At 34.3% G+C, this 17,227-nt stretch carries 13 protein-coding genes; 12 read left to right on the top strand and 1 reads right to left on the bottom strand.

The annotated features are described in order from the left end of the window. The first annotated feature begins 24 nt into the window (after positions 1 to 24). From HMPREF2876_RS03330 to HMPREF2876_RS03280, 11 genes are all read left to right on the top strand, one after another. Positions 25 to 1,539, top strand: a complete 1,515-nt coding sequence (locus HMPREF2876_RS03330; RefSeq protein ID WP_209279189.1) for a DUF2142 domain-containing protein — start codon at positions 25 to 27, stop codon at positions 1,537 to 1,539. Between the two features lie 115 nt (positions 1,540 to 1,654). Beyond that, entirely contained in the window at positions 1,655 to 2,215 is a 561-nt protein-coding gene (locus HMPREF2876_RS03325) for an excalibur calcium-binding domain-containing protein (RefSeq protein WP_070584189.1), read from the top strand. Positions 2,216 to 2,317: 102 nt separating this feature from the next. Next, positions 2,318 to 3,244, top strand: a complete 927-nt coding sequence (locus tag HMPREF2876_RS03320; protein ID WP_070584187.1) for a glycosyltransferase family 2 protein — start codon at positions 2,318 to 2,320, stop codon at positions 3,242 to 3,244. Positions 3,245 to 3,319: 75 nt separating this feature from the next. Continuing rightward, positions 3,320 to 4,171: a dTDP-4-dehydrorhamnose reductase gene (rfbD, locus tag HMPREF2876_RS03315; RefSeq protein ID WP_024051868.1), complete on the top strand. Its 852-nt coding sequence runs from the start codon at positions 3,320 to 3,322 to the stop codon at positions 4,169 to 4,171. Positions 4,172 to 4,278: 107 nt separating this feature from the next. After that, positions 4,279 to 5,427: a beta 1-4 rhamnosyltransferase Cps2T gene (cps2T, locus tag HMPREF2876_RS03310; protein WP_070584184.1), complete on the top strand. Its 1,149-nt coding sequence runs from the start codon at positions 4,279 to 4,281 to the stop codon at positions 5,425 to 5,427. Continuing rightward, positions 5,424 to 6,359 carry a glycosyltransferase family 2 protein gene (locus tag HMPREF2876_RS03305; protein ID WP_070584181.1) on the top strand — a complete coding sequence of 312 codons (936 nt, stop codon included), beginning with the start codon at positions 5,424 to 5,426 and terminating at the stop codon, positions 6,357 to 6,359. The genes cps2T and HMPREF2876_RS03305 overlap by 4 nt, the downstream gene beginning before the upstream one ends. A gap of 2 nt (positions 6,360 to 6,361) precedes the next feature. After that, a complete protein-coding gene (locus HMPREF2876_RS03300; RefSeq protein WP_003040405.1) occupies positions 6,362 to 7,168 on the top strand; it encodes an ABC transporter permease in 807 nt (268 codons plus the stop codon). Further along, positions 7,168 to 8,388 (top strand): ABC transporter ATP-binding protein, encoded by a 1,221-nt coding sequence (locus tag HMPREF2876_RS03295; RefSeq protein WP_003040182.1) that lies wholly within the window; start codon positions 7,168 to 7,170, stop codon positions 8,386 to 8,388. The genes HMPREF2876_RS03300 and HMPREF2876_RS03295 overlap by 1 nt, the downstream gene beginning before the upstream one ends. A gap of 24 nt (positions 8,389 to 8,412) precedes the next feature. Then, a complete protein-coding gene (locus tag HMPREF2876_RS03290; RefSeq protein WP_070584179.1) occupies positions 8,413 to 10,164 on the top strand; it encodes a glycosyltransferase family 4 protein in 1,752 nt (583 codons plus the stop codon). Next, complete coding sequence (locus HMPREF2876_RS03285; RefSeq protein WP_070584178.1) at positions 10,161 to 11,921, top strand: rhamnan synthesis F family protein; 1,761 nt, start codon at positions 10,161 to 10,163, stop codon at positions 11,919 to 11,921. Before HMPREF2876_RS03290 ends, HMPREF2876_RS03285 begins: the two co-directional genes overlap by 4 nt. Before the next feature lie 114 nt (positions 11,922 to 12,035). Further along, complete coding sequence (locus HMPREF2876_RS03280; protein WP_070584176.1) at positions 12,036 to 14,495, top strand: LTA synthase family protein; 2,460 nt, start codon at positions 12,036 to 12,038, stop codon at positions 14,493 to 14,495. A 369-nt stretch (positions 14,496 to 14,864) separates the two neighbouring features. Here HMPREF2876_RS03280 and HMPREF2876_RS03275 read toward each other — a convergent pair whose 3' ends face one another. Further along, entirely contained in the window at positions 14,865 to 15,947 is a 1,083-nt protein-coding gene (locus HMPREF2876_RS03275) for a M24 family metallopeptidase (RefSeq protein WP_070584174.1), read from the bottom strand. 265 nt (positions 15,948 to 16,212) lie between these two features. On the opposite strand from HMPREF2876_RS03275, the gene ccpA reads away from it, so the two are divergent. Beyond that, on the top strand, positions 16,213 to 17,217 hold the full coding sequence (ccpA, locus tag HMPREF2876_RS03270; RefSeq protein WP_070584170.1) for a catabolite control protein A: 1,005 nt from the start codon (positions 16,213 to 16,215) through the stop codon (positions 17,215 to 17,217). Positions 17,218 to 17,227: the final 10 nt, after the last annotated feature.

The following is a 17,227-nucleotide window of genomic DNA, read 5'->3' as shown; positions in this document are numbered from 1 at the left end:
AAGAAGTCTATTAATTGGTCGTTTATGTTCAATATAAAAGACTGGTTTTATTCTTTTGTATTGAATATAACAAAACGCTGGAAATATTTATTTGGATTATGGGGTCTGTTATTCCTTACTTATTTTTATTTAGGTGGTTCAACGGCTACCATTCCAAGGACTTTATTGTTTATAACAGGTTTGGTATTTAGCATAACTATTTGTTTACCTGGAAAATTGCATAATAAGGTATTTTGGAGTATTCTTTTTTCGGGGGGGCTTTTTGTTATTTTAACTCCTGTTTTAGATGTTCCTGATGAGACTGCTCATTATTCAAGAGCTTTGTACATATCAGAAGCGCACCTCTATCTTCCCAAAAAGTCTTCAGAGTTTAGAGTTTCTAAGGATGCTGTAGAAGCTGAAAAAGTATTTAAAAAACCGTTGATACATTCTGAGTTAGATAAAGTTAAGACCTCTTCACAAACTGCACGTTATCCTAAATTTTTAGCAACGAATGCTTCATCGTTTATTCCTTATTTACCCCAAGTATTTGGCTTAACAATCGCTAAGATTTTAGGATCAAGTGTTCTATCTTCAATCATTTTAGGGCGTTTATGTAATCTTTTGGCTTATGCGTTGTTAATTAGGTTAGCTATAAAAAAAGCTAAGGGGAAAGAATTATTGTTCGCAAGTCTAGGGATGCTACCAATGAGTGTATATTTAGCATCTTCTTTCAGTACAGACGGTATGGTGAACGGGTTTCTCTTTTTGATTATTGCTTTGTTTTGTGAGTATGTTCAAAAAGATAAGGTTTCTTTATTAGATATTCTATTATTTGCAACATTATGTTTAATAATGACTACCATGAAATTGCCATATGTATTATTGATAGGATTGTTATTATTTATACCAAAAAAGAAATTACCAGATCGGTATACTTATGTATTTATTATTGGGCTCATTTTGCTAGTAGGAATTTTAAGCTTCTTTTGGTTGCGTTTATCTAGTAATATTAATATGAATCAGGTAACTTCTGATGTAAACCCAGTTGAAAAGATTAAATACACAATAGGACATATGAATGAATTTTCAAGAATGATTGTGCAAGAGTGGGTGAATTTAATTCCAAATAAAATCCCTTCCCTGTTTACATTTGGCTGGTTAACCTATGGTTTAGGAAACTTACTATGGTTCTATTTAATATTTATCAGTTGTGTCATATTTATGATACCTCAATATAATCCTTTACCTAAAATTAGTAAATATGGAACTTTTTTAGTCGGTGTTGGAATTACGTTTGGCATTTTGATGACAGCCTATTTAATGTGGGGGAAAGTTAATGAAATTGCTATTCAAGGTGTTCAAGGTAGATATTTTACTGGGGTTATCTTACTTTTAGGTTTAACGTTTAATAGTATTAAGCTATTTGTGCCGATATACCCTACACTCTCTTCAGAAGAAGAGGAGAAAAGAGATACCTTTGTTTTATTTATTGCATTGGTCTTTATAATGATGTCTGTTGTGTTAACAGTACTTCAATATTATGGTCTTAAAATTTGATAGCTAAAGTTAGGAGTGATGTAAAATGAAAAAAGCACTAAGCGGTTTTGTTTTATTGATATTAATGATACTGTTAGGAGTTGAAAAGGCTAGCGCTGACAATTGAGGCTTAGAAATGTACCGTCTGTATAATCCAAATAGTGGCGAACATTTTTATACAGCTAATTGGAATGAAAAAGAAATGCTTTCAAGAGTTGGCTGGCGTTATGAGGGGAGTGGTTGGGTTGCTCCTTTGCAAGGACAAGATGTATATAGAATGTACAATCCTAATGCTGGCGATCATCATTATACTTTGAATGCTAATGAAAGAGATTTTCTGATTAAGTCAGGATGGAGATATGAAGGAGTGGCTTGGAAATCTTCTGGCCAGTATCCATTGTATAGACTTTATAATCCAAATGCTAGAGCAGGTAGTCATCATTACACATTATCTGAAGCAGAAAAAGTGCATTTAACTCACGTTGGTTGGCGTTATGAAGGTATTAGTTGGTATGCTATTGGGTTAGGAGCTCCAACCTCTCATCAATCGTCTTCTAATTCAGGAAATATAGCTAATCCAGAAATGTATCCAAATTGTGAAGCTGCTCGAAGAGCCGGTGTAACTCCTATTTATCGTGGACAGCCTGGTTATAGTAGTAAATTGGATAGAGATGGAGATGGGGTCGCTTGTGAATAGTTAGCAAATCATTTATTTTTAAATAGTCCTTTTAAAGTTAGGCTTTATTCCTAACTTTTTATTTTTATGTTAGAATATATTTAACAACATAAGGAGGCTAAAATGACAATTTCAATCATCGTTCCTTGTTTTAACGAGGAAGAGTCGCTTCCGTTGTTTTATGCGGAAATGGAAAAAAATAAATTTCAGCTAAATGATCATTTTGAATACATCTTTGTCAATGACGGCTCAAAAGATAGAACCTTAGCTATTTTACGAGAACTCAATCAGAAAAATAATAGTGTTCGTTATCTTTCTTTTTCGAGAAATTTTGGAAAAGAAGCGGCTCTGTATGCAGGTCTCAAACATGCAACTGGTGATTTAGTGACTGTCATGGATGCGGATTTGCAAGATCCTCCGGAACTTTTACTTACAATGAAATCTATGCTGGAGAAGAACCCAGATTTGGATTGTGTGGGCACGCGGCGGACAACGCGTGATGGGGAACCTCCGATTCGTAGCTTTTTTGCTAAGATGTTTTATAAATTAATCAATAGAATTAGTCAAGTTGAAATGGTGGACGGTGCGCGGGATTTTCGTCTCATGCGCCGACAAATGGTAGATGCCATTTTAGAAGTTTCTGAGTACAATCGTTTTTCCAAGGGAATATTTGCATGGGTTGGATTTAGAACGGAATATTTGGAATATAAGAATGTGGAACGAGTTGCAGGAAAAACCAGTTGGAGTTTCTGGCAATTATTGAATTATTCTTTAGAAGGGATTATCAACTTTTCAGATGCTCCTTTGACAATAGCTTTTTGGGGAGGTGCTGTTGCCTGTTTATTGGCATTCTTCCTTATCATGATTGTCATTGTTCGTACGTTGATTTTTGGCGATCCAACATCTGGCTGGCCTTCTATGGTGTCGATTATTCTTTTTCTAGGTGGTTTTCAGTTGTTGACAATTGGCATTATTGGTAAATACATTGGGAAAATTTTCATGGAAACCAAAAAAAGACCAATTTACGTGGTTAAAGAGAAGAGCGAGTAGAAAAAGCAGATTTTTTCTGCTTTTTTTGGTATAATTAAGTTCATTGAATGTTTATTGTTCAGAAAGGAATTTCAAATGATTTTAATTACAGGAGCTAATGGACAGCTTGGAACAGAACTTCGTTATCTTTTAGATGAACGCAATGAAGAGTATGTGGCAGTTGCCGTAGCAGAAATGGATATTACAAATGCCGAAATGGTAGAGAAGGTTTTTGCAGAAGTGAAGCCAAGTCTCGTCTATCACTGTGCTGCCTATACAGCTGTGGACGCAGCAGAAGATGAAGGAAAAGAGCTAGATTATGCAATCAATGTCACAGGAACTGAAAATGTTGCTAAAGCAGCAGAAAAGCATGGTGCAACACTTGTTTACATTTCTACAGACTATGTTTTTGCTGGAGATAAGCCAGTTGGGCAGGAATGGGAAGTAGATGATCAACCAGACCCTCAGACAGAATATGGTCGCACGAAGCGCATGGGAGAGGAATTGGTTGAGAAATATTCTAGCCGTTTTTACATTATCCGCACAGCTTGGGTCTTTGGAAATTATGGAAAGAACTTTGTTTTCACTATGCAGAATTTAGCGAAAACACATAAAACTCTGACTGTTGTCAATGACCAACACGGTCGTCCGACTTGGACGCGTACGTTGGCTGAATTTATGACGTACTTAGCAGAAAATCAAAAAGAATTTGGCTATTATCACTTGTCAAATGATGCCACAGAAGATACGACTTGGTTTGACTTTGCAGTAGAAATTTTAAAAGATACAGATGTCGAAGTTTTGCCAGTGGACTCTAGTAAGTTTCCAGCGAAAGCGAAGCGACCACTCAATTCTACCATGAGTCTAGCTAAAGCTAAGGCAACAGGCTTTGTCATCCCAACTTGGCAAGATGCCCTCAAGGAATTTTATAAACAAGGAAAGAAATAAGGTAGAAGCAGCCGAAAGGTTGCTTTTCTTTTCTATTTTATGTTACACAAACGATTTATAAAGTGATATAATAGATTAGATTGCAAAATCTTGAATTGAGGGAAATCATGAAACATGTATTCATCATCGGAAGTCGTGGGCTTCCTGCTAAATATGGTGGGTTTGAAACCTTTGTTGAGAAATTAGTGGAGAACCGTATATCTCCTCAAATCCAATACCATGTGGCTTGTTTATCAGATGATGAAGCTTATCATCATTTTGATTACAAAGGCGTAGATTGTTTTACGATTAAAGCACCAAAACTTGGTCCAGCTCGCGTTATTGCTTATGATATGATGGCAATTAACTATGCTTTGAAGTTAGTGAACAATCAAAAAATTGCTCAACCGATTTTCTATATTCTAGGAAATACAATCGGCGCTTTTATCGCACCTTTTGCTCGAAAAATTCACCATGCTGGTGGTATCTTTTATATCAATCCTGATGGACTTGAGTGGAAACGCGCTAAGTGGTCTAAGCCCGTTCAAAAGTACCTCAAATATTCTGAGAAAGTGATGACTAAACATGCCGATTTGGTGATTTCGGACAATCAAGGAATTGAAAGTTATATCCAGAAAGCTTATCCGTGGGCTAAAACCACCTTCATTGCCTATGGGACCGATTTGCGCTTGTCATCTTTAATTGCTCAGGATGAAAAAGTTCGACACTTTTTTGACACGTGGGCAAGTAAGGAAAAAGATTATTATTTGATTGTTGGGCGTTTTGTTCCAGAAAATAACTATGAAATCATCATTCACGAGTTTATGAAGTCACAGACGCAACGAGACTTGCTGATTGTCTGCAATCATCAAGGCAATGCTTATTTTGAAGAACTACAACAAAAAACAAATTTTGACCGAGATGAGCGGATTAAGTTTGTCGGTACTGTTTATGATCAAGATTTATTGAAGTATATTCGCAATCAAGCGTTTGCTTATATTCATGGTCATGAGGTCGGCGGCACCAATCCTGGTCTCTTAGAAGCCTTAGCTCAGACAGATTTGAATTTGGTCTTGGGTGTGGACTTTAACCGACAAGTGGCAAAAGAAACAGCTCTTTACTGGGATAAGAAAGAAAACAGCCTAGTTGATTGCATTCATCAGGTAGATAAACAGTCCGACTTTTCAGATCTAGGTCAAGCTGCGAAAGAAAACATGAAAGAACACTACACTTGGGAAAAAATTGTGGGTGAATACGAGGAATTATTTTTATCATGAAAGTGACCATTCTCATGTCCACCTACAATGGTGAACGGTTTTTAGCAGAACAGATTGAAAGTATTCGGCAGCAGACCTATACAGGCTGGCAACTGTTAATCCGAGATGATGGTTCTAAAGACAGGACGCGTGAGATTATTCAAGATTTTTGTCAAAAAGATAATCGCATTCAGTTTGTGAATCCTGATAGCGTCGAAAATCTTGGTGTTATCAAAAGTTTCTTTTATCTTTTGAAATATCAAACATCAGATGTTTACTTTTTTAGCGACCAGGATGATGTCTGGCTGCCTGAAAAAGTAGAAATGCAGCTAGAAGAAGCGATTAAACACGATACCAGTCAGCCTTTGCTGGTTTACACGGATTTAAAAGTTGTAGATCAAGAGTTAAATGTCGTACATGAAAGTATGATTCGTACACAGTCTGACCATGCAAACACGGAACTGCTCCAAGAATTAACAGAAAATACTGTTACAGGCGGCGTTTCGATGATTAACCAAGCTCTGGCTGACTTATGGGCAGGCCAAGAAGCTCATGATCTTCTCATGCATGACTGGTATTTGGCTTTGTTGGCAGCAGCTTTTGGTCATTTAGTCTATATAGACCAACCAAGTGAATTATATCGGCAACATTCCAATAATGTTTTAGGTGCAAGAACCCTCAGAAAAAGAATGCAGAATTGGATTCGCCCGCATATTCTCTTCGCAAAATATTGGAAATTGATTCAAGATAGCCAAGAACAAGCAAGGAATTTATTAGCTTTGCCTTTGGCTACTCAAAATAAAGAACTGATTGAAAATTTTGTGACAATCATGGAAGTCCCGTTTATGGAACGCTTACGTCGTCTTCAAAAATATGGTTATCGAAAGAATCGTGCCTTCCACACTTTTGTCTTTACAACACTCATTCTTACAAAATTTGCTTATAAGGAGTAATGATGGACTTATTTAGTCGAAAAAATATGATTCTCTTACGCGAGATGATTAAAACAGATTTTAAATTACGGTATCAAGGGAGCTTGATTGGGCATTTATGGTCCATTTTGAAGCCCTTGCTCTTATTTACGATTATGTATTTAGTTTTTGTGCGCTTCTTGAGATTTGATGATGGAACGCCACATTATGCTATCGGTCTTTTAATCGGTATGGTAACTTGGAATTTCTTCTCTGAAGCTACAAATATGGGGATGATGTCTATCGTTTCTCGTGGTGATTTGCTTCGGAAACTGAACTTTTCAAAAGAGATTATTGTTATTTCTTCAGTTGTTGGTGCAGCAATTAACTACTCTATTAATTTATTGGTCGTTTTCATCTTTGCTTTGGTTAATGGAGTAGCAGTATCCATTGGCTGGCTTACAGTTATTCCATTATTTGTTGAATTGATTTTATTTTCAACAGGAATCGCTTTTGTGTTGGCGACGTTATTTGTTAAATATAGAGATATTGGTCCGATTTGGGAAGTGGTGATGCAAGCAGGAATGTATGCGACACCTATTATCTACTCTCTTACCTTTATTTTGCAACGTGGTCAGGTAACAATTGCAAAACTCATGATGCTAAATCCTTTGGCACAGATTATTCAAGATTTGCGGCACTATATTGTTTTTTCAGGAAGCATGCGTGGCTGGGATTTAATTGGTCATAAAGGCGTTGCTATGGTACCCTATATTCTTCCTTTCTTTATCTTTGGAATTGGGTATTATATTTTCCACAAAAATGCTAAGAGATTCGCGGAGATTTTATAATGTCAGATAAAAAAATTGCAGTAAAAGTTGATCATGTCAGCAAGTATTTTAAACTTCCTACTGAAGCAACGCAAAGTTTACGTACCAATTTAGTCAATTATTTTAAGGGGATTAAAGGCTATACGGAACAACATGTTTTAAAAGATATTAACTTTGAGGTCGAAGAAGGTGATTTCTTTGGGATTGTTGGCCGTAATGGTTCAGGAAAGTCCACTCTTTTAAAAATCATTTCTCAAATTTATGTCCCTGAGAAAGGAAAAGTCACTGTTAATGGGAAAATGGTTTCTTTTATTGAACTTGGTGTCGGCTTTAACCCAGAATTAACTGGACGTGAAAATGTCTATATGAACGGTGCCATGCTTGGTTTTACAACAGAAGAAATTGATGCTATGTACGATGATATCGTTGATTTTGCTGAGTTACATGAATTTATGAATCAAAAACTGAAGAATTATTCAAGCGGAATGCAAGTTCGTTTGGCGTTTTCGGTCGCGATTAAAGCACAAGGTGATGTTCTCATTCTTGATGAAGTTCTTGCAGTCGGTGATGAAGCTTTCCAGAGAAAATGTAACGATTATTTCTTAGAACGAAAAAAATCTGGGAAAACAACCATTCTTGTTACGCACGACATGGGCGCTGTTAAGAAATATTGCAATAAAGCTGTTTTGATTGAGGACGGATTGATTAAGGCGATTGGAAATCCGGATGATGTTGCGAATCAATATAGCTTTGATAATGCGATTCAACCAACACAAGAAAAAGCTGCTGCTTCAGAGAATAAAACGAAACAAGTTGCATTGGTTGAAAATTTTGAAGTAAAATTGTTATCTCCAAATCAAGTAACACCAGACGATGAATTGAAGTTTGAATTTACTTTTACACAGCTTCAAGATATTGAGACTCATATTGCTATGTCGTTCGTTGATATAAACACTAATTATGGCTATTACAATGATAATTCTATGGATTTAAAAATTAGTGGAACAGGAGAAAAGAAAGTCATCTATACATGCAAACTTCCTTATTTAAATCATGCTCGTTTAAGATTGGAAGCAACCATTCGTGATTCTGACAAACGTGTTTTAGCCTTTGCCGTATCTTCAAAAGCTCCAATCGTCTTTATTGAACGGAATGATATTCCAGAGGATGACGAATCAGCACTAGATTCGGCAACAGGTTTACTTGTTAGAAATGGAAGTTGGCAAGAATCGCACACATAAAACTTTACAAAGCGAGGGCTTAATATGGTAAAGCGTATTTTATTTATCTCTCCAACTGGAACTTTAGATAATGGAGCCGAGAAATCAATAACGAATTTAATGGTTTATTTATCTGAAATAGGCTATGACATTTACAACGTCTATCCTGAAAACGGGCACCCAACTCATGCAAGTTATGAAAGCAAGCTGTCGAATGCCAATGTTCATTTATTTCCACTATCTACGATAAAATGGTGGTGGGAAGAAGCACCAGGCGATCGTCTCTTTTCTAAGGAAGAAAGGGTAATATATTATCAAAAGAATATTAAAGAAATACGAGATATTATTGTTGAGCAAGATATTGATTTAGTTATTTCTAATACAGCAAATGTTTTTCAAGGAGCTGTAGCAGCGGCCTGTGAGGATATCCCACATTTTTGGCTTATCCATGAATTTCCAGAGAGAGAATTTCAATATTATGCAAAAAAAATGAAGTTTATTTTTGAGAATTCGGATAAAGTTTTTTCTGTACGGGGAAATCTAGCCCAAAAATTAGCTGAGTTAAATAACAATCCTGCTAATTTAGAAACATTTATTCCTTATACACAATTTACAACTGAAGCTTTGGCAGAGTCCAATCAAAGAAGAATCATTTCAATTGGTGTAATAAATGAAAATAAAAATCAAATTGAGCTTCTTAAAGCATATAAAAAACTTAGGCGCAATGATATTCCCCTAATTTTTATTGGTGATTGGCAAAAAGAGACAAAAGAAGAGTGTGATGCTTATATTGAAAAATATGAATTAACTAATGTCCAATTTTGGGGTTATAATGATCAACCATGGAAAAAAGTGACAAACTCAGATATTTGTGTATGCACCTCGAAATCTGAATCCTTTTCTCTTGTTTTTGTTGAATCTATTTTAAGAGGAGTTCCTACAATAGTTTCAAATAATGATGGCTATAAATCAGCTAAAGAATATTTTCATAGCGGTACGACATATCAGTTGGGAAATATCGACTCATTGGCTGATAAGATGGCAGACTTTCTTGAAAATTTCGATATAAATAAGAATAATGCAGTTCTTGCAAGCGAGAGAGCTAAACAGCTTTACACGCTTGATAAGTGTTATGATAATTTACTTGCACATCTAGCATCTCTTTCAACAAGAACAGAGAAATCACTACAAGCTATTAGCTCCTTGCTAGGAGAAACGTTGCCAAATCATTCCATATTGAATATAAAGAAGCAGCGTATTACGATTTTTTATGCACGGGCAGATGAAGAATTTTCGGAAACAAATAGTCTGAAATTCCCATTACAGTATGCAGATGAGCTTTATTTTCAGATTCCACATGAAGCAGCTAGATTGAGAATTGATTTATCTGAGATTCCCAATTATTATAAAAACGTTAGTCTAAAAACTTATCATAAACAAACAGAGTTGAAAGTTGCCTTTACAAACGGACTCTTGCTTTCTAATGAATTGCTTTTCGGGAAAAATGATCCTCAACTTCATTATCAGATTGATGATGTTGAGGATTCAGAATTTCTTTTTTCGTATGAAATGAAAGATATTTCTGATCCTATGAAAGAAGGTTCAGTTTTGACTGAACTTTCAGAGGCGAATGAAGTTAACCAGAAATTGCTGGAGAACATTACGGATTTGGAAGAGCGTATTCACCAGTTAGAATGTAATTATCAAGAATTAGTTCATGAACACAATGCGGTTATAGGGAGCCGACGCTGGATAATTCCGACTAAAATTATTAACTTCTTTAGGAGAAGACAATGAAACGATTATTAATTTATGTTCATTTTAACAAATACGACCATATCAGTCGACATGTATTTTACCAAATTGAACATATGCGACCTTTATTTGAAAAACTTATTTTTATTTCAAATAGTCAGTTAAGCCTATCTGAAGTGGAAAAACTTCGTGACAAAAAGCTGATTGATGAATTTATTCAACGTGAAAATACTGGCTATGATTTTGGAGCTTGGCATGATGGCATGGCTTTAGTCGGTTTTGATAAGTTGAAAGAATATGATTCAATTACCGTAATGAACGATACCTGTTTTGGTCCACTTTGGGATATGGAACCTATTTATCAAAGATATGAGTCTGATCCAGAAGTAGATTTTTGGGGAATGACAAATCATCAAGAAGTAAAACAAAGAAATCTGTTCATTAATGAGCATCTTCAATCTTATTTTATTTCTTTTAAAAAGAGACTCGTTCAGTCAACTGTATTTCAAAACTTCTGGCAATCAATTGAAAATTATATAGATGTACAAAAGGTTATTGATAATTATGAGACCCAGTACACTAAGAAATTTGTAGATGCAGGTTTTAAATACCAGACAATTTTGGATACAGTGCCTTTAAAGGATGACTTCTTCCATAGTAACTTCACAATTCATTATCCGCATGTTTTGTTGGAAAATCACGTTCCTTTTATTAAGATAAAAACGTTTGATTTAACTCAACATTTAGCCCCTTACTTACTGCAAGAGATTGAAAAGGTATCAGATTATCCGACAGAATTTATTTTATCTCACATGTCTGATATGAGTTTACCAACGCCTCCATATTTGCTTGATAGAAAAGTATTAAAAGATAATCAACTTCAGTATTCAAATCAAAAGAAAGTTGCGGTGCATCTCCATACTTATTATGTAGATCTTTTGGAAGTGTTTTTAACGGCTTTTGAAAATTTTCATTTTGATTATGATTTGTTTTTGACAACAGATTCTGAGAAAAAGAAAGCAGAAATTGAGAAGATTCTAACAGAACGTGGTAAGGTAGGCAAAGTTTATATTACTGGAAATCTCGGTCGTGATGTTATTCCGATGTTAAAACTCAAAAATGAACTATCAAAATATGATTATATTGGTCATTTTCATACGAAAAAATCTCCAGAATATCCGCATTGGGTAGGAGATTCATGGAGAAATGAACTTTTTGATATGTTAATCAAACCGGCGGATAAAATTATGGCTAGTTTGGAAAGTGATGAACGGTTAGGTTTAGTTATTGCTGATATTCCAACTTTTTTCCGTTATACAAAGATTGTTGATCCGTGGAATGAGAATAAATTTGCAGATGATATGAATTTACTTTGGGAACGAATGAATATTAAACGGTCTATAGATTTCAATCAATTAAATACATTTATCATGAGTTATGGAACCTTTATTTGGTTCAAATATGATGCTCTAAAGCCTTTATTTGATTTGAATTTGCAAGATGCTGATATTCCAGCAGAACCATTGCCTCAACATACCATTCTACATTCCATTGAGCGAATTTTAGTTTATTTAGCTTGGTCTCAACGTTATGACTATGCAATCTCTAAAAATGAGATTTATATCACTCCTTTTGTGGATAATATCGTTTTAAATATCCGTCCAGATACCCTGCCAAATACATATATAAACTTTGACAATATTGGCGGCATTAAAGGTGCTCTGAAATATATCTATCGTGGACCAGGGAGTGCTGTTAAATATTTGCTGAGAAGATTAAAAAGAAGAATTATTTCTTGAAGCTTTTCAAGTTGATCTTATCTTATAACAAACATTGAGGAAATTTCTTTATTAAAGACTACTTAGATTTGTCTTTTAGTAATTAAGATAAATCAATTTTATTGGGCAATCATTATGAAATTTTTAATTAAATATTATAGACAATTTAGTATATTGTTAATCAGCTTCTTATTTTTTAATGTAATAGGGGCTTGTTTAAATTTTATATTAGAAGAAAGTAAAAATATAACAATCAATTCATATCTAACGCTAGGCTTGTTATGTGTACTAGCAGTAGAAATATTTTTAGGATATGTTATATCAAAATTTGTAAATAAAAAATTATATGCTTTTATATTATTTATTTATATTGGCTATTTAATTTTTTCTTACTTGCTAGAAATGTCTATGCATTTGACGGTATCTTCTTATAATCTATGGGATTTTAAAGCTAATCACTTTTTACAATATAATTCGCTAGTTTTTATTATTCCTACATTGTTGATAGCAATTATTTTTAAATATATTCCTAAATTAAATAATATAAAATTCAATAGTTTGAGAATTGATAATGAAAATCATGATATTTTAGAAACATTCTTTTTATCACAGATATTATTGAATTTCGTATTATTAGATAGTAAAACATTAAACTTTCTTAAGCAGACTAGTTTTTTAAAGAACTTTATTGTTAATAATAAATTTCAAATAACCGATTACTTCGCTTTCTCTTTAATAGGATTACTGGTTTATTTAACGATTCTACTTATCATTCCTAGTTTTTTCTCAGTAAAAGCAATAAAGGATATTTGTAAAAATAAAGCTAGTTTTTCAGTTGCGAGCTTATTAAGTCTATTATTTGCGATTGTTTTTAATTTTACAATACAAAATAGTATAAGAGGGGATGCAGAATTTCGCCTTTCAACAGGAGCAACTCCATTTCAAATTATTATTTTCTTTGTTATTTTTTTGATTATCTATCTAATATTTAATCGTTTTTTAATTTCTACAATATTTATCTTATTAGTCATTAGTGGGGTGACAGTAGCAAGTAGCCTTAAATTCCAATTTCGTCAAGAACCGATATTACCTAGTGATATAGTTTGGTTAAAGGAGCCTAAACTACTATTAGAATTCATTAACGGATTTTCGTATATAGTATATCTTTTACTAGGACTTCTTGTAATAGTAAGTTTGTATTATTTTTTCAGAAACAAAATATTAGCAAGTAAGATCATACAAAATTACAAATATCGTTTCTCTATTTTGATGTTAACTGTAATATTTCTAACCTCAATTGTAGGGATATTTGCAAATAGAAAAGACGGTAAAATTCAAGAGAACATACCTATAATTTCTGTTCTTAATAATTATGAAGATTTGAATTGGTATGGAAACACGATAAATGCTCGCTCTCGTTCACTTGCATTTGTTTGGTTATCGCAACTGTCAGACAGCACCATGTATAAACCTCAGGGTTATAGTGCCGAAAAAATTAAAGCAATTGAGCAAAAATATCAAAAAGCTTCTCAAATTTTAAATACAGAACGAACAAATAAGATAGAAGAACAAACGGTTGTTTACATATTGAGTGAAAGTTTTTCTGATCCTGCTCGTGTTGAAGGGGTTAAGCTTTCTCAAAATCCTATTTCAAATATTCAAGACATTAAGAACCAAACTACGAGTGGTTTAATGAAATCAGATGGCTATGGTGGTGGAACAGCAAATATGGAGTTTCAATCGCTAACTGGTCTACCATTCTATAATTTGTCACCTAGTATTTCTGTTGCTTATACAGAAGTTGTTCCTAAAATGAACAAATTTCCTGTTATTAGCGACCAATTTGAAGCTAAGAATCGTATCGCTATTCACTTGGCTGCCCCAACAAATTATTCTAGAAATGTTATTTATAAATCTCTAGGGTATTCTAAGTTTGTTAGTTTAATAACAAAAGGACTAGATGTTCATTATCAAGGAGTAAATTATAGTGATAGTTCCTCTTATCAATTAATTCTTGATAATATGAAAGATAGCCAAAATCAATTTTTCTCTGTTATGACGATGCAAAATCATTCTCCTTGGAAAGAAGAAGAACCAAATAATATTGAAGCTTCTAATTCAAATTTTTCTAGTGATGAAAATGACCAATTAACTAACTATACTCGTTTATTATACCACACAGACGTGGCCACAAAGGATTTTCTTAATCAACTTTCAAAAATAAATAAAAAAATTACAGTTGTTTTTTATGGAGATCATTTACCAGGGCTTTATCCACAGTCAGCTTTCAAAAATAATCCAGATAGCCAATATTTGACCGACTATTTTGTGTGGAGTAATTATGAGACGCCTAAATTGGACTATCCGATTGTAAATTCAAGTGACTTCACAGCTCTATTATTAGAACAAACCAATTCAAAAGTGTCACCTTATTATGCTTTATTAACAGAAGTTTTACACAAAGCAAGTGTTGATAAAAAAGATTTGGATGAGGAGGGGCGGCAAATTGCAGAAGACCTGAAACTTGTTCAATATGATATGGTGGCGGGTAAGGGCTATTTGTCAAAAGATTTTTTTAAAGTACATAGTGAGTAAAAAGCTATAATAAGTAGCTCTACAAATCTCTATAGTTGGCTAAAAATTCAACTATGGAGTTTTTTCTTATGAAATGAGTTATGGATAGAATATAACAATATGTAAAATTGATTTTGTCATTATTTTTTGTCGAAAAGAATTCTTCATCTTTTTATGACATGAAAAGAAATTGGCATCAAGAACAATAAAATTTTCTTTGGTATGTTAAAAGTTAAGATGCTTTATAGATTTGAAAACAGATTTAATTACTAAACGAGTTAATTAGTTAATTCGATGATTACAACAAAGTTAGAGTTCAAAATAAAAAGAACCAAAACCAATACAGGCTTCAGTCCTTAAATCAACTATTTTAGCATCTTTTTCAGTATTTTAATCAAAATAGAGTAAATCTTTGCTTGTACTTGTAAAGACTTCAAAGCCATTTTTTGTGACATGACCGCAGTCTTCGATACGAACACCAACTTTTCCTGGAATATAAATTCCAGGCTCAACAGAGAAGCACATACCTTCTTCGATAACCATATCGTTTCCTTCCATGATAGATGGAAATTCATGTACGCTCATACCGATACCATGTCCCAGACGATGATTGAAATATTCACCATAACCGGATTTTTCGATGACTTCGCGTGCTGTGCGGTCTACTTCATGAGCTGTTACTCCGGGTTTGATGAAGTCAAGAGCTGCCCGTTGAGCTTCAAGCGTTAGATCGTAAATGTCTTTTTTAAACTGATCTGGTTTTCCAACAGCAACTGTCCGTGTCATATCGCTGGCATAACCATTGACCATACAGCCAAGGTCAAATAGAAGCAGGGCATTGTTTTCGACTTTGTTTGCACCCGGAATGCCGTGCGGATTAGCAGCATTATCACCTGTCAAAACCATAGTCTCAAAGCTCATCTCATAGCCGAGTTGTTTGATACCAAAGTCAATTTGAGCAATAATATCTGTTTCTGTTTTATCGAGAGAAATAGTCTCAAAACCAATCTTAACAGCCTTATCTGCATATTCTCCAGCAACAAACATTTTCTTAATTTCATCGGATGATTTGATGAGACGCATACGATTGATACAAGGTGTTAAGTTTGTAAATTCAGCTTGTTCAAAAACAGTACGCAGTCCATTGTATTTGGTCAAAATCAAGTTATCAAACTCAACAGCAACTTTGTGGGCACTGTCCGCTGGCAAGGCTGCTTTGATTTTTTTCCATGGATTTTCAGAATCAACATAACCCACAACCTTGAAATCAACAATCGCACTAGCGCGATCTACTTCAAGAGCTGGGACAAAGAGCAGTGGTTCATGATTTGTGAAAATAAAAAGAAACATCTGGCGTTCATGAGGGTCGCTATAAAATCCTGTTAAATAATTAATCGTTACAGGATCAGAAACCACGGCGACATATGTTTTCTCTGTTTCTAGATAAGAAATAATTTGATTTATTTTGGTCATTCTGTTACCTTCTTTCTACTCCTCTATTTTTGCAAAAAAACAAGTAAAAATCAAGAGGACAGTAAGAACTTTTTTGTCGCTTCAAAAATTTCACAGATTGGGTAGATTTTTCTTGTAAAATCATTGATAAAATTGCTAGAAATTTGCCTAAAGAACAAGATTTTTCAAAAAGTTATCAAAATGCTTGAAAGTGTTTCCAATAAGTGATAAAATGATTTTGGTAGGAATGTGAAAACGATATTTTCAATAATAGAAAGGATAATTTATGAACACAGATGATACTGTAACGATTTATGATGTCGCCCGTGAAGCGGGAGTTTCAATGGCAACCGTTAGCCGTGTGGTAAATGGAAATAAAAATGTAAAGGAAAATACAAGAAAAAAAGTTTTGGAAGTGATTGACCGCCTTGATTATCGTCCAAATGCAGTTGCTCGTGGACTTGCCAGTAAGAAAACGACAACAGTAGGAGTTGTCATTCCAAACATTACAAGCAGTTATTTTGCAACGCTTGCAAAAGGAATTGATGATATCGCAGAGATGTACAAATATAATATTGTCTTAGCCAATAGTGATGAAGATGATGACAAAGAAGTTTCTGTTGTCAATACGCTGTTCTCAAAACAAGTAGATGGTATCATTTTTATGGGCTATCATTTAACAGAAAAGCTTCGCTCCGAGTTTTCTCGTTCGCGGACGCCAGTTGTGCTTGCAGGCACAGTTGATGTGGAGCATCAATTACCAAGTGTGAATATTGACAATAAGCAAGCAACCATGGATGTAGTTGAACGTCTTACGAAAAATAATCAAAAAATTGCTTTTGTAAGCGGACCTTTGGTGGATGATATCAATGGTAAGATTCGTTTAGCTGGTTACAAAGAAGCTTTGAAGAAAGCTAAACTTACTTATAGTGAAGGATTGGTTTTTGAGTCAAAATACAGCTATGATGATGGTTATCAATTAGCAGAACGGATCATTGCTTCTAAAGCTACAGCAGCTTTTGTGACTGGTGATGAGCTGGCGGCTGGGCTGTTAAATAGTTTATCAGACAAGGGTGTAAATGTACCAGAAGACTTTGAAATCATCACTAGCGATGATTCACAAGTAGCACGCTTTACTCGTCCAAATTTGACAACTATTGGTCAGCCTTTGTATGACCTTGGTGCGATTAGTATGCGCATGCTGACTAAGATTATGCACAAGGAAGAGCTAGAAGAACGCGAAGTGGTATTAGCTCATGGCCTTATTGAGCGCCGTTCAACAAGGAAGTAGGGAAGAGACC

The sequence above is a fragment of the Streptococcus sp. HMSC073A12 genome, from assembly GCF_001812815.1.
GTDB classification, from domain to species: Bacteria; Bacillota; Bacilli; order Lactobacillales; family Streptococcaceae; genus Streptococcus; species Streptococcus vaginalis.
This window is presented reverse-complemented; position numbering and strand designations above follow the sequence as displayed.